The following is a 20,193-nucleotide window of genomic DNA, read 5'->3' on the forward strand; positions in this document are numbered from 1 at the left end:
TACGCTACGTTCGAATCCATCCGAAAGCCGCTTGTAGCCGACCGGGTTGACTATCGAATCAAACGCAGCGTAGATTCGTGGCTAATCCGCACCGACAGGGGTTCTCATGAGCGCTGCCGTTCCGTCTGCCTTCGACCTGACCGGGAAAGTCTCCCTCGTCACCGGCGGCAGCCGGGGTCTCGGCCGCTCGATGGCCGGAGCGCTGGCCGCGGCCGGCGCCGAGATCGTGATCGTCAGTCGTAAGCAGGACTCCTGCGAGATCGCGGCCCGGGAGATCGCGCAACAGACCGGGGTACGCACGATGGCCCACGCGTGCCATGTGTCGCACTGGGATGAGATCGAACGCCTGGTCGACGCTGTTTACGAGCGCTTCGGTCGGGTCGATGTGCTGGTGAATAACGCCGGGAAGTCCCCGCTGTACGAATCGCTGCTCGACATCACCGAGGAGATGTGGAACTCGGTGCTCGGCGTGAACCTCCTGGGGCCGTTCCGACTCTCGACGCTGATCGGCACCCGCATGGTTGAGGCAGGCAGCGGCTCGATCATCAACATCTCGACCGTGGGTTCGGTGCTGGCCGAGCCGTCGTACCTGCCGTACGCGGCCGCGAAGTCGGGCCTCAACACCATCACCCGCGCCTTCGCCAAGTCCTTCGCGCCCACCGTACGGGTCAATTGCATCATGCCCGGTCCGTTCCACACTGATGTCACGGCCAGCTGGTCGGAAGATCAGATTGCCCGGATCTCGCGGAGCGTCCCCCTCGGCCGCGTTGGCGATCCCGACGACATCAACGGCGCCGTACTCTGGCTGGCTGGCGCCGCCTCGGCCTACGTCACGGGACAGGTATTCGCTGTCGACGGCGGGATGGGGGCATGACCCCGACCAGTCGAGCCGCCGCCACGCCACTCGACCAGGACGAACTGCGCGACCGCCTGGCCGCCGGTCTTGCCGGGCTCGGGGCGCGCCTCGGCGAGCTGCGCCTGCTGCCGGCCGCCGCCGGCGGCGGCAACTCGGGAATCACCTGCCTGGCCCGGGTCAGGGGGGGCGGCCTCGGCGAGCGCCTCGTCGTCAAGGTCGCTCCGCCCGGCCTCGAACCGGTCCGCAACCGCGACGTCGTGCGCCAGGCCCGGCTGCTTCAGGCCCTGGGGCGCGACGGTCGGGTGCCGGTGCCCGGCGTCGTCCTCGTCTCCCCTGGCGACCCGCCCGCGCTGCCGCCGGCGGTCGTCATGCGTTTCGTCGAGGGTGAGACGGTCGAACCGGGCCTGGAGCCCACCCGCCCCTCGGCCGAAATCGTGCGGTCCCGCTCGCTTGCGGCGGCTCGCTTGCTCGCCGTCCTGCACGGCCTTGACGCCACGGCCCTTGGCCTCGACAGCGAGGCGCCGATGAGCCTGCGCGACGAACTGGACAAGTGGGCCCGGGCATTCGCCTCCGTGGAGCCCGCGCACCAGGCAGGGCACGGCGCGATCCTTCCGCTGCTGGTCGCAAGCATGCCCGAGCCGGTCCCGGCCGCAATCTGCCACGGCGACTTTCGGCTGGGCAACATGCTCTGTTCCGGTCCGGACATCGCGGCCGTCATCGACTGGGAGATCTGGTCGCGCAGCGACCCGCGACTCGACCTGTCCTGGTTGCTGTGGATCAGCGACCCGACCCATCCCAGCGCCGTTGGTCCAGTTGCGGGCATGCCTTCGGCTGATGAGCTGATCGCCGCTTATGTCGACGCCGGCGGAAACCCGATCGGGCGCCGGGAACTCGTCTGGTTCCGGGCGCTGACTTGCTACAAACAGGCCTCCACCGTGGCGCTGCTGGCCAAGCACGGCCGGCGCAAGCAGGATGGCAGCGCGCCCGCGTTTGAGGCGCTGGCCCCGCGGCTCATCGCCCGGGCGCGGGCACTGCTCGAGAGCCAGGACATCGTCGCATGACGTGGGACTTCACCACCGACCCCGAGTTTCAGGCCAAGCTCGACTGGGCCGACCGCTTCGTCCGAGACGATGTCGAGCCGCTCGATCTGGTCTTGCCCGGCCGCCGTTTCGAAATTCCATCCGCCCGAGTGCGGTCGGTCATCGACCCGCTCAAGCAGCGGGTCCGCGAGGAGGGACTGTGGGCTGCGCACCTTGGTCCCGAACTCGGCGGCAAGGGCTTCGGCCAGCTCAAGCTGGCCTTACTCAACGAGATACTCGGCCGCTCGGAATGGGCGCCGGTCATCTTCGGGACGATGGCGCCGGACGCCGGCAATGCCGAGATCCTCGCCCACTACGGCACCGACGCGCAGAAGGCCACCTACCTGCAACCGCTGCTGGACGGCGAGATCTTCTCGTGCTTCTCGATGACCGAGCCCCACGGCGGATCGGACCCCACGCAGTTTGTCACCCGCGGGGTTCGCGACGGCGAGGGCTGGGTGCTCAACGGCGAGAAGTTCTTCTCCTCCAACGCCAAGACCTCAGCGTTCCTCATCGTCATGGCGGTCACGGACCCAGACGTCCCCGCCTACCAGGGCATGTCGATGTTCCTCGTCCCGACGCGCACGCCGGGCGTGAACATTCTGCGCAACGTCGGGCACAGCGGCACGCCGATGAACTCCGGCATCCACGGCTGGATCCGGTACGAGGACGTCCGGCTTCCAGGCGACAGTGTCCTCGGCGGACCAGGCCAGGCCTTCGCGATCGCGCAGACTCGCCTCGGTGGCGGGCGAATCCACCACGCAATGCGCACGATCGCCCGATGCACACAGGCCATGGACATGATGTGCGAGCGGGTGCTGAGCCGCACCACGAAGGGAACGCTGCTGGCCGAAAAGCAGCTCGTGCAGGCGGCGATCGCCGACTCCTGGATCCAGATCCAGCAGTTCCGACTCCTGGTGCTGCACACCGCGTGGCTCATTGACCAAAACAGCACCGCCGGTGCCCGGCGCGAGGTCGCGGCGTGCAAAGTGCTGTGCGAGCAGGTGCTGCACGATGTCGCCTGGCGGGCTATGCATATTCACGGCGCGCTCGGGATCACCAACGAAATGCCGCTGATGCCGATGATTGAGGAGGCCGCGGTGATGGGACTTGCCGACGGGCCCACGGAGGTCCATAAGGTGACGGTGGCACGGCAGGTGCTGCGTGACTACAAGGCAAATGAAGGGCAGTTCCCGTCGATGTGGCTACCACCACGCGTCGCCGCGGCCCGTGACCGCTACGCCGACCTCCTTGGACCTGAGATCGTCGATCTATGACCCAAGATCACCGACGCGAACGCCACACATACTGGGGAAGGGCACATTAGAGAACAACGACCGCGCGCCCCTCGACCGATGCGTCAGCCACAGCGGCGATCCCGTCGGCGATGCGGTCGAACGCAAAGTGTGTGGCCGAGACCTCGACCGCACCCGATGCGGCGAGGTCAATCACCTCCGTCAGGTCGACCGGCGTGAACCCCATGGTGTTAATTACGTGCGCATTCATCGGGACGGTGAGCCAGCCCACACCAACCTCGCCCCCGCCGATGCCGGCGATCACCACCCGCCCCCGCAGCCGATCGAAGAGACCGCGGTCGTCAGCGAATCGGTGCTGCCGACGAAGTCGAACACGACGTCGACCGCGCCGCCGGCCGCCGCGCGCAGGGCCTCGGCCGAGTTTTCGTCGGCGACGACCGTCTCGTGCGCGCCCAACCTAAGCGCGTTTGCCAGCCGGTGTGGCACGGTGTCGAGTGCCACCACCCGGGCACTGGTGAGCAATCTGAGGTACTGCACGGCGTAGCTGCCCAGCCCGCCGACCCCGATCACAGCGGCGGTGCTACCGGGGGCCAGGCGGGACTGCTGGCGCTTCACTGCGTGATAGGACGTCGCGCCAGCGTCCGACAGGGGCGCCGCTGTCACCGGGTCGAGGGAGCCGAGTCCGACGACGTGCCGGACATCGGCCAGCATGTACTCGGCCAGCCCGCCATCGTCGCCCGAACCGTAGCCAGCCATGACCATGTTGCGGCACTCGTTCTGCCTGCCCCCGACGCAGCGGTCGCACGTCCCGCAGAACCCGACTCCGGACACGATCACGCCGTCGCCCTCGGCCACGTGCGTGATGCCGGCGCCGAGCCGGGCGATCGTGCCGGAGTTCTCGTGGCCGAGCGTGAACGGCGGTTCCTTCGGCCATACTCCTGGCGAGCTGCGCAGGATGTGCAGGTCCGAGCCGCACAAGCCCACCCCTGCCATCTTGATCAGCACCTGGCCGGGCCCCGGATCGGGCACCGGGACCTCCCGGTACTCAGGCGCCGTCCCCCACCGGATCAACCGGTAAGCCTGCATCGTGGCCATCGGTCAGTTTCTGATCGTTGTCATCGCGAAGCCGTCACGATCAGAGGTTCCGGGGCCCGGACAAAGCCGGCGCGATAGACGATCCCATCGGTCTCTATGTCCAGCCGGGCGAGCTGTGACAGCTCCTGGATGACGAATCGGAGCTCGGCCATAGCGAGGTGCCTGCCCAGGCAGCGGTGCACCCCAGCGCCGAAAGACAAGTGCCGCACAGCGTTCGGCCGGTCGATGTCGAGCGTATCCGGGTCCAGGAAGACGCGCTCGTCCCGGTTTGCCGAGGCCCAGTTGAGCAGGACGAAGTCGCCGTCGCTCATCGGGCATCCCTGGACCTCGAGATCGCGGGTCAGCGTGCGCCCGCCGGTCGGTACCGGCGCCTCGAAACGGAGGAACTCGCTGATCGCGCGGTCGAGCGTCTCGCGGTCGGCGCCGCGAAGGCGCTCCCGCAGGGCCGGGTCGGCCAGGCGCATCGTCAGATTGGCCAGCGCGGCCGTGGTCGTGTCGAGCCCGGCCATCGTGAGCTGCCAGACGATCTCCGTGCGCAGCTTGTCGGTGAGCTCGAATTCACCGAGCGGACCCGCGTGCGCGATCGTTCCTATCATGGTGTCGCGCTCACCTCTCGCCCGCGCGCCATCGAGCAGGGACGAGCACCAGACGAGAAGCTCCGGGACAATCTCGCCTGCATCCTGCGGCGCGGAGAACAGGCGGTTCAGCACCTTCAGGACAGCACCCACTTGGGCGGGATCCTGGTCGAAGTGGGTGTGAAAGATGACGATCGCCGGCAGGATGCCGGTGAACGCGGCCGTGAAGTCGACTGGCTGGCCGGTCAGGCACGGGGCCAACAGGTCGTGCACGATCTGGCCGATCAACGGCTCCTTGGCGGCGATAGCCTCGGCCGTGAAGAACGGTGACAAGAGGTCGCGCACCTCGCGGTGGAAGGGCGGATCGGTTTCGAGCGGCACCATGTCGAAGAGCTCGTTGTCGAACCGCACCGGCGCGGCGCCCTTCGTGGTCGTGAAGTTCCTCCACGATTTGGCGGCCGCGAAGACGTCCTCGTATCGGCTCATTACCCAGAAGCCGCCGTGCGACTCGCTCCACGCCACCGGGCACTCGTCGCGCATCTGGCGCGAACGCTCCCAGAGGTCGCGCGACAGCTCGAGATCGAGCGGATCGAATTCTACGGTGCGTTCGGAATGAGGGTTATCGACCATGGGCGAAATCTACGCGCCGTTCGATTCTTCAGTCAAGGACAATGGAACACGCGCGCATCGGCGCCCTCACGGTTGAGGCCGACCCCGATCCCTCGACGCCGCCGTCTCCGTCGACCCTGCTTCCGGCAGGCGCGCAGCGAGGTACGAAGCCTGACACGGTCCGGCGTTGTGAAGGCGATGCGAGTCGGCGCCACACCCACCTACTAGACTCTTTCGGACAGAGCGTAGACGGCGATCCTCGGGTGATCCGGCGCCGACCGGGCCGCTGACGACCGGGGCTAGAGAGGCGGTGGTGGCGCGGTGAGCGAGGGCGCCCAGGTGAGCAAGGCCGACCGCACGCGCAAACGCATCCTCGACGCCGCCGCAGAGGTGTTCCTGGCCCGGGGCTACGCCGGCGCGGGCCTGCGCGACATTGCGGCCGCCGCGCAGATGCAGGCGGGCAGCCTTTACTACCACTTCGCCTCGCGCGACGAGCTCGTCACCGAGGTGCTGCGCGTCGGACAGGACCTCATCAGCCGCGCCGTCACCGAACGCCTCGTCGGCCTGCCGCCCGGCGCCAACGACCTCGACCGCTTGCGGGCGGTGATGAGTGCCCACGTCGAGTCGTTGGCCGCCCAGGGTAACTACACCGCAGCGGCCATGCGACTTCTTGGCACGGTGCCACCGAAAATCCACCAGCAGCAACTCAGCGCCGCACGCGGCTATGGCGACCTCTGGCGCGACCTGATCGCCGCGGCGCAGTCCTCGGGAGCGGCCCGCCCCGACCTCAACCCCGGGGCGATGCGAATGCTCATGATCGGCGCGTTGAACTCGATTCCCGACTGGTACCAGCTCGACCGCCAGACTCTCACGGGCGAGCGGCTCGCTAACGAGTTCACCACCGTCTTCCTCGACGGCCTGGCCACGGCGCACCGACCGCATCGCCATGTCGACGTGCCCCACCTCGACGAACCGAGGCGGACCTCGAAATCGCCGACACGCGGTGCGACCACCCGCTCCCGCATCCTGGCCAGTGGCGCCGACGCCTTCCGCGAGAAGGGCTTCAACGACACTGCGTTCATCGACGTCGCCGAGGCGGTCGGGCTGCAGCGGGGCAGCCTCTACTACCACTTCACCTCCCGCGACGAGCTGGCCGAGCAGCTCCTCCGCGATGCGTGGACGCGCACAGCAAACCTGGTGCGACGCGCGGTCGACCGGCTCCCCGCCGGCGCCTGCCCGATCGACCGCCTCGAGGCCGCCATCACCGCACATCTGCTCTCCCAGCTGAGCGAGACCGGCTACACGGCAGGGCTCGTCCACGTGCTGGCCCGGGTACCGCAGGACGTCCGCCGGCAGAGCCTGCGCCGCGAGCGCTCGTACATGAGCTACTGGCGCGGCCTGGTGTCCGACGCGATCGCGGCCGGCGACGTGCGCGCCGGCCTGCATACGCGCACGACGGTGTTGATCCTGATCAGCGCGCTGAACTGGTCGATCGAATGGTTCGAGCCGAGCGGGAGCCTGACGCCGGAGCAGCTCGCCGACCAGATGCTCACGTTGGTGCTGGACGGTCTGGGCACGCCCGAGGCAGGCCGCGGCTTAGCCTAATCCGAAGTTGCGGCAAGTGAGGTAGACGGAATCTACGGCTGAGCTCAGATTCTGTCGGTTTGCGGATTGATAATGTAGCCAGTGAATATCGTGTGTCGATTCACAATATGCTTGAGTTGATCTATTACCATTGAGTGGTGGCGAAGCCAGCGCGGATGCACGTAGCCCGAACACCGAGCAAGTATGTGGACAAGGCGGGCAACGTTCGCCGCTATGAGTCGGTCCTGGTGCGCCGCACCTATCGAGACGGCAAGAAAGTCCGCCACGAGACGCTGGCGAACCTGTCCAAGCTGCCCGCCGACGTGATCGCCGCGGTTGAGGGCACGCTCAAGGGCCAGGTGCTGGTGCCGGCCGGGTCTGAGTTCACGATCACCCGGTCACTGCCGCATGGGGATGTGGCGGCGGTAGCTGCGATGGCCCGCCAGTTGGGGTTTCCGGCGTTGTTGGGGCCGGCGTGCCGGTCGAGGGATCTGGTGTTCGCGCTGATCATCTCCCGGGTGATCCAACCGGCCTCCAAGCTGTCCACGCTGGCCTCGTGGGCCGATTCCACCGTGGGGGTCGATCTGGATGTGGCCACCGCATCCACCGACGAGATCTACGCTGCGATGGACTGGCTGGCCGACCGGCAAGACACGATCGAAAAGAAGCTGGCTGCCAAACACTTAGGGCCACAGGCTAATCCCTCGCGGATGGCGTTGTTTGATCTGACCAGTGCCTGGATGACCGGACGGTGTTGCGAGCTGGCCTTGCGCGGGTATTCGAGGGACGGTAAAAAAGGGCTACCGCAAATCGAATACGGCATCCTCACCGATCCAGCCGGCCGCCCGGTGGCGGTGCGGGTGTTTGCCGGTAACACCGCCGACCCGGTCGCCTTCACCGACATCGTCGAGGTGGTGCGCACCCAATTCGGGCTTGATCGGTTGGTGCTGGTCGGTGATCGCGGCATGATCACCTCCGCGCGTATCGACGCAATCCGTGAACTCAATGACAACCCAGACACCGCAACTGGTTTCGGATGGCTCACCGCGCTGCGCGCCCCCCAGATCGCCGTGCTGGCCGCCGATGACGGGCCGCTGCAGATGAGCTTGTTCGATACCCAGGACCTCGCCGAAATCACCCACCCCGACTATCCCGGCGAACGGCTCATCGCCTGCCGCAACCCCGCCCTGGCCGCCCAACGCGCCCGCAAACGCGCCGCCCTGCTGGCCGCCACCGAGATCGACCTGGGCGCCATCGCCGAACGGGTGGCTGCCGGCCGGCTGACCGGAGCCGGCCGACCTGCACCTGGTGGCCTCCGACCGCGATGCTGCTCTGGGCCGGGGCCGCAAGCCGGGTGGAGATTCCACCGAATGCGACGGCGTTCACGTTGATCTTCAGCGGACCCCATTCGTTGGCCAGTGTGCGCGTGAGCCCGATCAGCCCAGATTTGGCCGCCGCGTAGTTGCCGGCGCCGCGCTGACCGAGGGCCGCGGCAACGGACGTGACGTTGACGACTTTGCGAAACCGCTCGATCCCTTGCTCCGCTTCAGTTTCGGCCGGACCGCGAAGGTAAGGCGCGGCGGCTCGCAGAATCCGGAACGGGACGACGAGGTGGATGTCGAGCTGGGCTTGAAACTGCTCATCGCTCATGGTGTGCAGCAGACCATCCCAGTTGTAGCCTGCGTTGTTCACCACAATGTCGACCTGACCGAAGGCGTCGATCGTTCGGTCCACCAATGCGTCGGCCGCCCCGGGTTCCGTGAGGTCCCTGACGAAGCCGACTGAAGCCTCGCCGCCGACCTCTCTGACGACCCCGTTCACCCGGTCGCCGTCGAGATCGGCGACGACGACCTCGCCCCGTGCTGCGCCAGGGTGAGCGCCAAAGCCCGCCCGATGCCCTGAGCGGCGCCGGTGACGATAGCCACCCGGTCAGTGAGCATCGGGCCCAGCGTCTCAGTACGCCCGCTCATCCCAGGGAGAGCATTGTCTCGAGCCGATCGATCGCCGCCTGTGTGTCGTCGTCGACCAGGACGGTGTGCATACCGATGTCCCGAGCTCCGGCTAGGTTTCCTTCCATATCGTCGAGGAACACGGCGCGCTCGGGAGGCACCGAACCGAGCCGTTCCAGGGCCAGCTCGTAGATCGCCGGATCCGGCTTCCGGACACCCACGTCGCAGGAGACCACGACCACGTCAAAGAGGTCGTCAGCTTGCAGCTTGGAGCGCCAAATATCGGAGAACTCCCGGGCATTATTGGTGATCAGCGCCGTCCGGAAGCCTCGCTGTCGTAGCTCACTGACATAGCCCACCATCTTGGGTCGTATCGGCATCCCGGATACCACTTCGATCAGGCCGGCCAGGCTGAGAGTCCAGCCGCGCCGGATCCCTTCCGCGCGGCCCCAGTCATCGAGTTCCTGCAAGGTCATCTCACCCCGTTCGACTTTCTGGAGGGGGCCGTCACCACCATCCTGGTGGTATGCCTCGCGGAAGAAACTGGCGAATTGGGCTGGGTCGGCGCCCGCGGACTCGGCCAAGGCGCGCAAGCCGGATCCTGGCAGTTCCGTCATGACACCGCCGTAGTCGAAGAGAACCGCCTCGATAGTGTGTCCCATGGACTGACTACCCTCTCTTCAAAGAATTGACGACGTTCCAGGCCGCGTATCAACTGCCCAGCGGAACACGGGCAGCTATCGCCGAAGGGGAACCCTCGTCGCTTCCCGCTGCGTTGCCGTCTTCGTCGACGATGCTGATCTCACCGGTGTTGCCGTTGACGGTGATGGTGGCGCCATTCGGTATGAGCTGCATAGCCTTCGGCATCTGTACGGCAGGAAATCCGTACTCTCGAGCGATGCAGGAGGCATGAGACAGCAGCCCGCCCGTCTCCGTGACCACGCCCTTGATGAGAAGGAAGACCGGTGTCCAGCCGGGGTCGGTGGCGTGTGCGATGAGGATGTCGCCAGGCTGCACCTTGACCACGTCGGCGAGCTTCGGAACGACTCTCGCCGTCCCGGTGACCACGCCGGGGCTGTTCCCGGTCCCCCGAAGGCGTCCGTCGTCATCGGCGGCAGCACCTGTTTCGAGGTCCACGGCCCGCCCGTGGTGGATGAATTTCGGAAGCTCGACGTCGCCGTGGAGAAGCCGTTCGCAATTGCGTTTGCGGGCTGGGATCTTGGTGTTGATGAGTGCACGGTTGACGGCGTGCCCGTTAAAGACGCTGTAGAGCTCCTGCTTGCTCAGATAGTGGAATCCGTCGGGCTCATCGAGCTGGCCTCGCTCGTGCACTCGCCGCCCGATTTCGAGGAAGCCTCTTTTGAACCCCATCATGATCCGGTCGGTCGGACTCTGGCGCTCGTTGTCTCGGGCGGCGATCCATTTGTGCATCAGGTTATAGAGGATCTTGAACGCCTCGGCCTTGAGGGCTCCGAGTGGCTTCCGCCGGATGTTGGCGAGGACTTCTTCGTAAACCTTTTCGCGGCGCCTGTTGGTCTCCGCTTCAGTCTTCTCCGGATCGAGTCCGGATGCATTGAGGAATGTCGCGAACGACGCGTATTCCAACGACGGGTCCTCGCACCGGCGGGGATAGATCATGTCGCGATCCGCCTCGCCGCGATGACCGTATTCTTCGGCCCACGGATGGTACTCCGCGAGGAAGTCGCGGCCCTCCTCGCTCGCTTCGAGAGCGGTGAAGAAGTCGGCACCCTCGTGCTTCTGGAACGTCTCCATCAAGACTTCTGAGCCCCGGATCTGCTCGGAGAATTTCCAAAGCGCCAGATTCTCCTTCAGGGTGTCGGTCTGCACCGGGCTCCCGGCGACCAGCTGGCCGAAGACCATCCGTGGGTCGCCGCCGTCGTACCAGTGTTGAAGGATTAGGCCGAGCAAACCCATGATGTCGCGGAAATAGATGTAGAACCCGACATCGAACTCGTAGTTATACTCCAGCTCCAAGGAGAGCATCCGCTCGGTGTAGCGAATGAGCTCGTCGTCCGAGAGGCTGCGCAGCTCATCGGTAGAGAGTCCAGCGATGTCGGCAGCCCGCTCCGTCCTCCAGTGGGTTTCGAGCCGCTGCGGCAGGGTGAACGGGCTCTTGTCCCGCTCGAGCACCGTGACCTTCAGATAGAAGCGCAGAAAGTCCCAGTAGCTGAACGGGGCGGCGAGAATGTCCTCACGCTCGTTCGGCGCGGTCCATTCGAGCAGCATCGGGCGAAGCGCCGGAAGTCCGATCTTCTCGATCATCTGGCGTTCCCAGCGAGTGTTGTAGTAGAAGGTCCCCTTGTGGTACTTGAACAGCCGGGTCCTGGCCAACTTATCGAGTCCAGCGATGCGAGCGGCCTGCCCCCAGCCGTCAGTGTTGATGTGGATGTACCGGCACGAGAACGTCAGCGGCGTCACCGCCCCGGTGTTGACGGCGTCGGAGAACGCCCGCGTCCAGATCGTGTCTTCGGCGTCGTCCATTCCGGGGGGATACATGGTGTCGTCGACGTCGGAATCCCAGGAAAACTCGACGCCGGTGATCGGACGCGACTGCAGCAGGTACAGCCACCCATCGTGCAACGCCCACTCGATGTCCTGGGGAAATCCGTCGTAGTAGGTCTGGATCCGCCGCCCTAGGTCGGCGAGCTGGGCGATCTCGTCATCCGAGAGGCAGCGAGCATCCTGCAGCGCCTCTGGAACGGATTCCGTGACCGTTCCGCTTGCAGCGGCAGGGTCCCGGACGATCCGCACTAATTTCTCGCCGATCGAGTGTGAGATTACCCGGCCGTTGCGGCTGCGCACCGTGTACTCGTCGGGTGTGACGATTCCCTGGACGACCGCCTCGCCCAGGCCCCAGCTGGCGTTGATCACGATTTCGTCGGTGGCCGTGGTGAGCGGGTTTCCGGTGAACATGACCCCGGATACGTCGGACTCCACCATCGTCTGGATCACGACGGCGATCGCCACTGTCGACTGGTCGAAGCCGTGGTCGTGCCGGTAGGAGGTCGCTCGTGCCGTCCACAGCGACGCCCAACACCGCTTGATCGCGTCCAGCAGCGCCTCGCGACCCTTGACGTCGAGAAAGCTGTCGTGGAGTCCGGCGAACGACGAGTCGGCGAGGTCTTCGGCCGTCCCTGACGATCTGACCGCGACATAGGGCTCATCGCCGCCCAAGTCGGCGTACGCCGATTCGACGGCCACCGCGACCCCGTCCGGGAGCGGGGCTGCCAGGATTAGGTTCCGCACGTCTTCCAGCGTCTTCTCCAGCTCGGCAGGATCAGACCAGGACAGAGCCGACAGACGAGAGGCGATTGCCTCGTCGAGCTGGTTTGCCGCGATGAACTCGGCGTAAGCGTCGGTGATGACGGTGAATCCCGGTGGCACGTCGAATCCGGCCTGAGTGAGCTTCGCCAGGTTGGCGCCTTTGCCGCCAACGCGACCGTGGTCATCGGCCGCTTCGTCGTTGAAACGGAGGACGTACGTCATACGGTTGAGCCTTTCGTGGCGCGCTCGTTCCGCTGGACAGACGAGCGCTTGCAGACAGAACGGATGCCTGGAAGTACAGCGCGACAGAGTTCCGGGCACAACCGTAGAGAAGTACGGTAGCGCGGTGACACCGCTACGGTGCCGCCGACAACAGCCCCGCCAAGGCGCCACGGCTGCTGATACCGAGCTTTTCGTACACCGCTTGGAGGTAGCTCTCAACGGTTCGAACCGAGAGGCAAAGCCCTGTCGCGATCTCCTTGTTGGAACGCCCGGCTGCCGCCAGGAGCGCCGTTTGCCATTCAGACGGGGTGAGACGGGATTGAAGATCGCCCGACTGTAAAGCCGGTGTGACGGCGCCTTCGCAACGGGTGACAAGAGGGCGACTCCAAGCGGCCACCCGCGCGGCGCGATGTGGTTCTCCGGCCTGTTGCCAGGCGGTCGCGGCGTCAGCGGCTGCCTCGGCGCCGAGGAGGTCGGCCCCCATCGCCTCAAACGCCCGCGCCGCCTCTTCGAGACCCGGTGCGTCGCAAGAGGCGAGGCTGCACGCGTGAGCCGCACGAGTTGCCGCGAGTTGTCCTTCGATTCGACCGCTGAGCTCCGACAGGCGCAGAGCCGCCGCCTCCGCCGCCCCGAGGCGGGCCAAACCGTGGAGCGCAGCGGCTGCGCCGACGAAGTCACCAATGTCTTGTCCGACCTTTGCGGCTTCTTCGAGCAGGCGATGAGCCACTCGGACCTCGCCCCTCGCCAAGGCAACCCAGGCACGCGTCTGCAACAGATCCACACCCATGAAGTAGTTGGCCGGAAGACCGAGGGCGTCGAGTTCGGCCAGCGCGTCGTGTGCCTTCTCGGGCTCGCCTGCAAGGGCGTAGGCCAAGGCGAGGTAACCAAGGCAATAGTGCAAGAACTGAGGTCGATCGAGTTGTCGGAAAAGAAGAGCCGCTTCGCAACCGTACTGAATCGACGTCGTTACGTGCCCCTGCTCACCTACTCTCTTGCAGATCTGCCAGGCGAAGAACGCTTGGGCTTCAGGCGACCTGTCCGCGACTCCCGTGTGGTATTGCTCCATGGACAAGGCCTGGGCATCTGCGAACCGGCCAGCGTGCGCCAGGGCCTCGGCCCGGTGAAACAAGTGGTACCACGGATACCACTCCAGCGGCCGATTGAGCGCGAGATTCGCCTCAAACCCCTTCCCTGCCGCTTTCAGCGCCTCCTCAATACGACCAAGACGACCAAGGCTGTATCCGGCGATCACACATCCCCAGACGAGCGCCCTTTCCTTCGCTTCATGAAGGAGCGGGACCGCCGCGGCCGCCGCGGCTTCGGGGCCGTCCGTGGCGAGTAACAGACCCGCGCGCTTTGCCGTAATCTCATTTCGCCAGATCGGATCCCTTATCGTTCGGTACGCGTCCTCGGCGACGGCGAGCGCTTGATCTGTTTGGCCGAGGTAGTACAGGTAGTTGTCAAGCCGGGCAATGGCGATCGGCGCCCTCTCAGAGTCGGAGGTCGCGTGCCGAGCGAGGGCGGCAAGCCTCTTTTCGGCGTCGCCCGCCCGGCCCTGAAGGCTGGCGACCTGAGCGGCTAAGAGTTCGGCTTTGAATCCGGCGCCGGCCCGAATTGCGGCTTGAGCGAGGCGCGCGGCCAGAGGAAAGTCATAGCGCCAGCGTGCCATCGTGGCCGCCTCCATCATGAGCTCTGGACTGGCTCCACCAACGTCGAGTCGCCAGGTGGCCACACGCAATACGTCTTCCCGGCGTCGAGCCCCGCGGGACTCGACGACTTCGGCGAGCGAACGCACGATCGCGCGGCGCCGAAGGGTCGGGATCCGTGCGCGGACGACGTCGCCATACAGCGGGTGCGCCAATCGGAGTTGAAGCCCGCGCCCTTCAAGGCGAGCCGTTACCAGTCCTTTCCGTTCCAGGCGCTCAGCGACCGCCGGATCGGAGAGCTCGTCCAGTTCAGCGGAGCCGATCACGTCGGCGAACGCGAGCAGTTCAAGCAGTGACCGCTCGGCTGGCGCAACTTCGCCCAGGCGAGCGTCGACGAGTTCTGCCAGGCGTCCGGAGGGGTGCAACTCACTCGCGAAATGCCAAATGCCACCGTCGTCTATCAGCGCCGCGCTCTCGACGGCTCCCAAGACGAGTTCACGCAGGAAGAGCGCATTGCCTTGGCAACGCGACGCGAGATCGGCGATTGCCGTTGGGTCAACCGGTCCCCGCAGGGCCGACGAGACCGCCATGCTGATGGCATCTGCGTCCAGACCACTCAGATCCAGCCGATCGAGCAGGCCGTCTTTCCACAATGCGACGACAGGGTCGGGCGCCGTTTGATCTGGCCGGAGGGTCGCCAAGACGAATGCTGAGCCGCTGACCACGAATTGATGAACCAGCGTGGCCGAAACATCGTCAAGGAGATGGGCATCATCGACAGAAAGTAAGAGACGGCGGCCCGCCGCAACCTCGAGCAACCCGGCCACCAGCCGGCGCATAAGGTCGGTGCGTTCGTCAAAGCCGCGAGTCTGTCGATGGTGCACTGCTGGGAGGACAGCGGCGAACGCTCCCAAAGGGATCTGTCTCGCGGCCCGGCTTGCAGCGATCCGAATGACGCTGTGGTGGCCGCACTCTGGCAGCGCGAGAAACTCCTGAGCCAAGCGAGTCTTACCGACCCCAGCCTCCCCCGCAATGACTGCCCCCGCCCGATTTCGAGACAGGATTTCGCGCAACTGGGCAAGTTCGCCGTCACGCCCGCACAGCGGCCAGTCCAGGATCATGTCAATGATCTAACATCGGCCAACGACCCGAGCGCCAAAGGCCAGCGCGCAGCCGGCTCGCCATTGCGGCGAGCAGCCGAACGCCAAGCGGACGCCGCTCATCCCGGCACTTGGGCCGGCGCCAAGCGAAGATAGACGCTCTTCGATTCGGTGAAGATGTCAAGGGACCCCTGCCCGAGCTCGCGACCATAACCCGACTGCTTCATGCCACCGTAGGGCACGTTGGTGAGGATCTCCCCATAGCTGTTGATCCACACCACACCAGACCGGATGGCGCGGCCAGCACGATGGGCCCGGCCAACATCGGACGTCCACACCGCCCCCGCCAGACCGAACTGGGTGCCGTTGGCGATGGCGTACGCCTCGTCCTCTGTGTCGAACGGGATCACCGACAGAACGGGGCCAAAGATCTCTTCCTGGGCGATCCGCATGTCGTTGCGCACGCCAGTAAAGATCGTCGGGCTGACAAACCAGCCGGGGCCGTCGGGGCGATCGCCGGCATAAGCCAGCAAAGCCCCTTCCTGCTGCCCGAGCGCGATGTATCCGGAAACGCGTTCGAATTGGACCCGTGACACGAGTGGCCCCATCGTCACGGCCGGATCGAACCCGCTTCCGAGCTTCATCTTTCGGGTCAACTCGATGACCATCCCCAAAAACTCGTCGTGGACCGACCGTTCGACCAGCAGCCGCGTCCCGGCCAGGCAGGCCTGCCCGGAGTTTCCCCACGCGGTGGCCGCGGCGCCGATGGCGGCGGCATGGAGGTCGGCGTCGGCGAAGACGACGTTGGCACCCTTACCCCCCAGCTCGAGGGTGACTCGCTTCAACGTCGACGCCGCGGCCGCGCCAATGAGCCGACCGGTTTCGGTCGAGCCGGTAAATGCGACCTTGTCGACACCTGGGTGATCGACCAGCGCCTTGCCGACCGTCTCGCCCGTGCCCTGCACAACGTTGACCACGCCGGGCGGAATCCCCGCCTCAAGGCAAAGCTCCCCCAGCACGATCGCCGACATCGGCGTCTGCTCCGCCGGCTTGAGCACGATGGAGTTTCCACAGGCGACTGCCGGGACGATCTTCCAGACCGCCGCCGCGGCGGGCCCGTTCCACGGGACGATGGCCGCGCACACCCCGATCGGCTCACGCGTGGTGTAAACCATGAAATCTTCGCCCGACGAGTGAACCATTCCATCCAGCTTCGAGGGCCACCCTGCGTAGTAGCCCGCAATCTCCTCCGACATGGCCATCGTGTAGTCCGCGAAGCGCTTCGGCATGCCGTTGTCGAGTACGTCCAGCTCGGCCAGGAGGGCGTTGTCAGCCAACAGTTGGGCCAACCGCCGGAGGCACCGTTCCTTCTCGATTGGCGGCAGCTTGCGCCAGCGCCCGTCGCCGAAGGCGCGTCGCGCCTATGTCACGGCCAGGTCAACATCCTCCGGACCGCCGGCCGCCACCTCGGCGAACTCGTCGCCGGTGGCGGGATCCTCGACGGACATCGTCGCTCCGCTCACCGAGGGCTGCACCTTTTCCCCGATGAGATGCCCAAAGGAAGTGCGGCCGAGGAACGCCCGCGTCTCGTCCGAAAGCGGGTACCGCAATGTGCTGGTCAACGGTAGCGTTCCCTCCGCAGGACTGTGATGGAGCACCGGATGCTAAGAACGGCGACCTCCGGGGTCGTTAGGCCTTTCGCCGATCGCCGCGGGCCACCACGTGGCCGAGCTTCTCGAAATCGATCGTGGTGTCGGTGATACCGCGTTCCCGTAGCTTGTACTTCTGCACCCGGCCGTTGACGTTGGTCGGCAAGGAATCCATCACCTCGACGTAACGAGGGATCGCATAGTAGGGCATCGACTTTCGCAAGAACTCGAAGAGTTCGGCCGGTTCGATCTCGCAGCCCGGAACCAGCACCAGGCAGAGCTTGATGTCGTCCTCGCTGAGTTCGGAGGGCACGGAGTGCACGGCTGCCTGGGCGATCGAGGGGTGCGCCATGATGGCCTGCTCCAGTTCGATGGATGACACGTTCTCGCCGCGGCGGCGCAACGAGTCTTTCTTTCTGTCGACGAACCAGAAGTATCCGTCTTCATCGACGCGACCACGGTCACCGGTGTGGTGCCAAAGATTTCGGAACGCCTGCACGGTCGCGGCGTCGTCGTTCCAGTACCCGGAGAACAGGCGGAACGGTTCGTCGGGCCGCACGACGATCTCACCGGATTCCCCCACCGGGACCTCGACATCGTTGTCGTCGACTATCTTGACCTGCAGGCCTTTGGTGGGTTTGCCCATGCTTCCGGGCCGGCGCTTGTCGCGCGGATCGCCCAGCAGCACCGGCCAACATTCCGACTGTCCAAAGACCTCAGCGAAAGGGGCGATGCCGAAGCGCTTCTCGAACTGCTCGATGAATTCCGCGGTTGAGGGCATGAAGGTGATGTGGCGCAGCTTGTGGTTGCGGTCGTCCTCGTGGGGTGGCTGGGCCATGATCGCCATCCCCATGGCTCCCATGCCCAGCGCGACGGTGGCACCGGTCTCACGAATGCGTGCCATATAGGTGCTCGCGTGGAATGCAGGCTCCACGATCGCCGATCCGCGAACAGCCAATGCCGCAGCAACCAGCCAGGTTTGACCGCTGAAATGGAAAAGCGGATTGGCGCCGAAGACGATGTCGCCCTTCTCGTACCAGCCGGCGTCGACGAAGACATTGATCAGATTGCAGTAGTAGCCGTGGGTGATGGTGCAGCCCTTCGACGGCCCGGTGGTGCCCGAGGTGTAGATGATCGCGCACACATCGGTGGGGTGGATGTCGGGCTCAGCCACATCCAGGGAAGAGTCCTGCAGCTGTGTGTAGCGCAGGTCAGGCTGCAATGTCAGATCCTGCGCAGGCTCCCCCACCAGGACCAGCCGAGGACGCTCGGTCAGGGTGGGAAGGATCGGTGTCAGTAAGTCCATCGCCGCGTTGTCGCCGATGTAGATCTTGGGGGAGGTCTGAACCAGCTGGTGGCGCAGGAAGTCCCCACGCAGGTAGGTGTTGAGCGGCACCTGGATGGCCCCTGCTTTGGCAACGGCGTAGATGAGCACGATGTACTCAAGGCTGTTGCACAGATTGATCGCGACCCGGTCGCCCTTGTCCACTCCCGCCGCCTGCAGCCCTGCAGCGACGCGATCGGACTGCTCGTCGAGTTCGCCGAGAGTGACCCAATCGCTGTCGCATTGGACAAAGGGCCGGCCGGGGTCGAGTGCAGCTTCCTCGCGCAGCCATCCGCCGAGGGTGCGTCCGGGCTGGCCGTCATCGCGAGCCATTGGTCACTCCATTCGGGTTGGGTCGCGCACCGAGAATGAGCTCGGCCGCACGCTCGCCGATCATCATCGACGGGGCGTTGGTGTTGCCAGTGGTGATGGTGGGCATGATGCTGGCATCGGCGACGCGCAGGTTCGCGATGCCGTGCACCCGCAGTTCAGGATCCACCACCGCCGAGTCGTCGATGCCCATCTTGCAGGTGCCCACGGGATGGTAGGACGGTGTCACCGTGCGGCGGACGTACTGCTCCCAGTCGGCGTCGGTGCGGCAGCTCGCCTCGGGTTCGAGCTGTCCGTCGGTGATCGGTGCCATCGCCGGTTGGGCCATCACGCGCTGGACTTCACGCAGCCCGCGCAGACAGTCGCGTAGGTCGTCGGGGTCGGCCAGGAACTGGTAGGAGATGCGGGGCGGGGTGTCCGGCGCGGAATTGCGCAGCGTGATCGACCCGCGTGTGCGGGGCCGCAGGAAGGTCGATGACGCCAGGAAAGCTTCTTCCTTGGCCAGCTGCACGTTGAACATGCCGTTCTCGTCGACCGCCCGGGTGATCGCAAAAGGGACGAACTGCAGCTGCAGGTCGGGCGACTCCAGGCCAGGATCGGTGCGCGCCATGCACTGCACCTGCACCATCGTCATGGCCAGCGGGCCGCTGCCGTTACGCACGTAATCGACTAGCCCTTTAACCGCAGTGCCGATGCGAAACTTGTTGATGGTGGGAATTGTCGCCCGCCAGCGCTGCATCAGGTAGGGGTGGTCGTGCAGGTTCTGACCCACCCCCGGGAGGTGCAGCACCATCTGCACCCCGGCAGTCGACAGCGCCCGCTTTGCCCCGATCCCGGATAGCTGCAGCAACCGCGGCGACCCGATCGAGCCAGCGCTGACCACAACTTCGTCGCGGTTCCTGGCCTGTACGACCGTTCCCTTGTGTCGATATTGCACCCCGACTGCCGCACCGTGCTCGACCAGGATGCGGTACACGTAGCTGTGGGTGCGCACCGTGACTTTGCCCTTGGGTGCCACCCGGCGCAGGTACTCCCGCGAGGACTGCGAGCGAGTCCCGCGCCGATGGTTTACCTGGGCCAGTCCGACGCCGTCCTGATAGGCACCGTTGTAGTCGGGGTTCAACGGATAGCCCGCCTGCAGACAGGCGTTCAGAAACGCCATGTTGGCCGGGCCGTGGTTGCTCTGCACGTTCACCGAAATCGGACCCGAACCACCCCGCAGCTCGCTGGGACCATTTTCCCAGGTCTCCATCCGTCTGAATGCGGGCAGCACCGAGTCGTAGTCCCAACCGGTGCAACCTTGCTTGGCCCAGCCGTCGTAGTCGGCCCGGTTACCGCGGACGAACACGCAGGAGTTGATCGAACCGCTGCCGCCCATCACCTTTCCGGCCATCCAGGCTTCGGGGTTGCCGGTACGGGATGGGTCTGGTTCGGCCGGGTACTTCCAGTTGACCTTCTGGTAGGCGATGCCCACGGCCGCGGGGATGCGGACGTCGATGCGGCGATCGCTGACCCCGGCCTCCAGCAACAGCACCTGTGCGCCTGCTTCGGCGAGGCGCGCTGCCACCACGGATCCGGAGGATCCGCCGCCGACGACGATGTAGTCGTAGGCATCGTTGCTCATTGCCATGCTC

14 protein-coding genes and 3 pseudogenes are annotated in these 20,193 nt (G+C 65.6%); 5 read left to right on the top strand and 12 right to left on the bottom strand.

The genetic code is table 11. The features are described 5' to 3' along the window. Positions 1 to 106 precede the first annotated feature (106 nt). From MHEC_RS13225 to MHEC_RS13235, 3 genes are read left to right on the top strand one after another with little or no spacing between them, the layout of a single operon-like run. The gene (locus MHEC_RS13225; RefSeq protein WP_048893725.1) at positions 107 to 874 is read left to right on the top strand and encodes an SDR family NAD(P)-dependent oxidoreductase; all 768 of its coding nucleotides are present in this window, start codon (positions 107 to 109) and stop codon (positions 872 to 874) included. Further along, on the top strand, positions 871 to 1,917 hold the full coding sequence (locus MHEC_RS13230) for a phosphotransferase family protein (RefSeq protein ID WP_053094069.1): 1,047 nt from the start codon (positions 871 to 873) through the stop codon (positions 1,915 to 1,917). Before MHEC_RS13225 ends, MHEC_RS13230 begins: the two co-directional genes overlap by 4 nt. Beyond that, positions 1,914 to 3,212, top strand: coding sequence for an acyl-CoA dehydrogenase family protein (locus MHEC_RS13235; protein ID WP_048893724.1), 1,299 nt, complete (start codon positions 1,914 to 1,916; stop codon positions 3,210 to 3,212). Before MHEC_RS13230 ends, MHEC_RS13235 begins: the two co-directional genes overlap by 4 nt. 46 nt (positions 3,213 to 3,258) lie before the next feature. Here the strand turns inward: MHEC_RS13235 and MHEC_RS13240 are convergent, their stop codons facing one another. The 3 genes from MHEC_RS13240 to MHEC_RS13250 are packed head-to-tail and all read right to left on the bottom strand — an operon-like array spanning position 3,259 to position 5,491. Beyond that, a complete protein-coding gene (locus tag MHEC_RS13240) occupies positions 3,259 to 3,498 on the bottom strand; it encodes a hypothetical protein (RefSeq protein ID WP_201399524.1) in 240 nt (79 codons plus the stop codon). After that, entirely contained in the window at positions 3,492 to 4,286 is a 795-nt protein-coding gene (locus tag MHEC_RS13245) for an alcohol dehydrogenase catalytic domain-containing protein (RefSeq protein WP_201399531.1), read from the bottom strand. Before MHEC_RS13245 ends, MHEC_RS13240 begins: the two co-directional genes overlap by 7 nt. A 20-nt stretch (positions 4,287 to 4,306) precedes the next feature. Further along, the gene (locus MHEC_RS13250) at positions 4,307 to 5,491 is read right to left on the bottom strand and encodes a cytochrome P450 (RefSeq protein WP_048893722.1); all 1,185 of its coding nucleotides are present in this window, start codon (positions 5,489 to 5,491) and stop codon (positions 4,307 to 4,309) included. Between the two features lie 300 nt (positions 5,492 to 5,791). Between MHEC_RS13250 and MHEC_RS13255 the strand changes: the two genes are divergently transcribed. Together MHEC_RS13255 and MHEC_RS25195 are read left to right on the top strand one after the other, a co-directional pair. Further along, positions 5,792 to 7,075 (top strand): TetR family transcriptional regulator, encoded by a 1,284-nt coding sequence (locus MHEC_RS13255; protein ID WP_082170037.1) that lies wholly within the window; start codon positions 5,792 to 5,794, stop codon positions 7,073 to 7,075. A 155-nt stretch (positions 7,076 to 7,230) separates the two neighbouring features. Continuing rightward, positions 7,231 to 8,352, top strand: a pseudogene (locus MHEC_RS25195) (IS1634 family transposase); the annotation flags it as partial. A gap of 88 nt (positions 8,353 to 8,440) precedes the next feature. On the opposite strand, the pseudogene MHEC_RS25025 reads toward MHEC_RS25195, so the two are convergent. The 9 genes and pseudogenes from MHEC_RS25025 to MHEC_RS13305 all read right to left on the bottom strand — a co-directional run. Next, positions 8,441 to 8,875, bottom strand: a pseudogene (locus MHEC_RS25025) (SDR family NAD(P)-dependent oxidoreductase); the annotation flags it as partial. Next, positions 8,872 to 9,024, bottom strand: a complete 153-nt coding sequence (locus MHEC_RS13270; protein ID WP_152967072.1) for an SDR family NAD(P)-dependent oxidoreductase — start codon at positions 9,022 to 9,024, stop codon at positions 8,872 to 8,874. The gene MHEC_RS13270 and the pseudogene MHEC_RS25025, both read right to left, overlap by 4 nt. Beyond that, entirely contained in the window at positions 9,021 to 9,665 is a 645-nt protein-coding gene (locus MHEC_RS13275) for an HAD family hydrolase (RefSeq protein ID WP_048893210.1), read from the bottom strand. Before MHEC_RS13275 ends, MHEC_RS13270 begins: the two co-directional genes overlap by 4 nt. A 49-nt stretch (positions 9,666 to 9,714) precedes the next feature. Beyond that, complete coding sequence (locus MHEC_RS13280) at positions 9,715 to 12,510, bottom strand: PEP/pyruvate-binding domain-containing protein (RefSeq protein ID WP_048893211.1); 2,796 nt, start codon at positions 12,508 to 12,510, stop codon at positions 9,715 to 9,717. Between the two features lie 133 nt (positions 12,511 to 12,643). After that, positions 12,644 to 15,277, bottom strand: coding sequence for an AAA family ATPase (locus MHEC_RS13285; protein WP_048893212.1), 2,634 nt, complete (start codon positions 15,275 to 15,277; stop codon positions 12,644 to 12,646). Between the two features lie 98 nt (positions 15,278 to 15,375). Next, positions 15,376 to 16,665: pseudogene (locus MHEC_RS13290) on the bottom strand (aldehyde dehydrogenase family protein); the annotation flags it as partial. A gap of 12 nt (positions 16,666 to 16,677) precedes the next feature. Next, the gene (locus MHEC_RS13295; RefSeq protein ID WP_200902211.1) at positions 16,678 to 16,878 is read right to left on the bottom strand and encodes a hypothetical protein; all 201 of its coding nucleotides are present in this window, start codon (positions 16,876 to 16,878) and stop codon (positions 16,678 to 16,680) included. 67 nt (positions 16,879 to 16,945) lie between these two features. Further along, a complete protein-coding gene (locus tag MHEC_RS13300; RefSeq protein WP_048893213.1) occupies positions 16,946 to 18,562 on the bottom strand; it encodes an AMP-binding protein in 1,617 nt (538 codons plus the stop codon). Next, on the bottom strand, positions 18,549 to 20,183 hold the full coding sequence (locus tag MHEC_RS13305; RefSeq protein ID WP_048893214.1) for a GMC family oxidoreductase: 1,635 nt from the start codon (positions 20,181 to 20,183) through the stop codon (positions 18,549 to 18,551). Before MHEC_RS13305 ends, MHEC_RS13300 begins: the two co-directional genes overlap by 14 nt. Positions 20,184 to 20,193: the final 10 nt, after the last annotated feature.

Origin of the sequence: Mycobacterium heckeshornense (genome assembly GCF_016592155.1) — a bacterium.
GTDB classification, from domain to species: Bacteria; Actinomycetota; Actinomycetes; order Mycobacteriales; family Mycobacteriaceae; genus Mycobacterium; species Mycobacterium heckeshornense.

Bases quoted from the DNA above. Each gene is read 5' to 3' on its own strand.
- MHEC_RS13250 (WP_048893722.1), bottom strand. From the start codon at position 5,491: ATGGTCGATAACCCTCATTCCGAACGCACCGTAGAATTCGATCCGCTC.
- MHEC_RS13300 (WP_048893213.1), bottom strand. From the start codon at position 18,562: ATGGCTCGCGATGACGGCCAGCCCGGACGCACCCTCGGCGGATGGCTG.
- MHEC_RS13305 (WP_048893214.1), bottom strand. From the start codon at position 20,183: ATGAGCAACGATGCCTACGACTACATCGTCGTCGGCGGCGGATCCTCC.
- MHEC_RS13230 (WP_053094069.1), top strand. From the start codon at position 871: ATGACCCCGACCAGTCGAGCCGCCGCCACGCCACTCGACCAGGACGAA.
- MHEC_RS13225 (WP_048893725.1), top strand. From the start codon at position 107: ATGAGCGCTGCCGTTCCGTCTGCCTTCGACCTGACCGGGAAAGTCTCC.
- MHEC_RS13270 (WP_152967072.1), bottom strand. From the start codon at position 9,024: ATGAGCGGGCGTACTGAGACGCTGGGCCCGATGCTCACTGACCGGGTG.
- MHEC_RS13280 (WP_048893211.1), bottom strand. From the start codon at position 12,510: ATGACGTACGTCCTCCGTTTCAACGACGAAGCGGCCGATGACCACGGT.
- MHEC_RS13275 (WP_048893210.1), bottom strand. From the start codon at position 9,665: ATGGGACACACTATCGAGGCGGTTCTCTTCGACTACGGCGGTGTCATG.
- MHEC_RS13235 (WP_048893724.1), top strand. From the start codon at position 1,914: ATGACGTGGGACTTCACCACCGACCCCGAGTTTCAGGCCAAGCTCGAC.
- MHEC_RS13245 (WP_201399531.1), bottom strand. From the start codon at position 4,286: ATGGCCACGATGCAGGCTTACCGGTTGATCCGGTGGGGGACGGCGCCT.
- MHEC_RS13285 (WP_048893212.1), bottom strand. From the start codon at position 15,277: ATGATCCTGGACTGGCCGCTGTGCGGGCGTGACGGCGAACTTGCCCAG.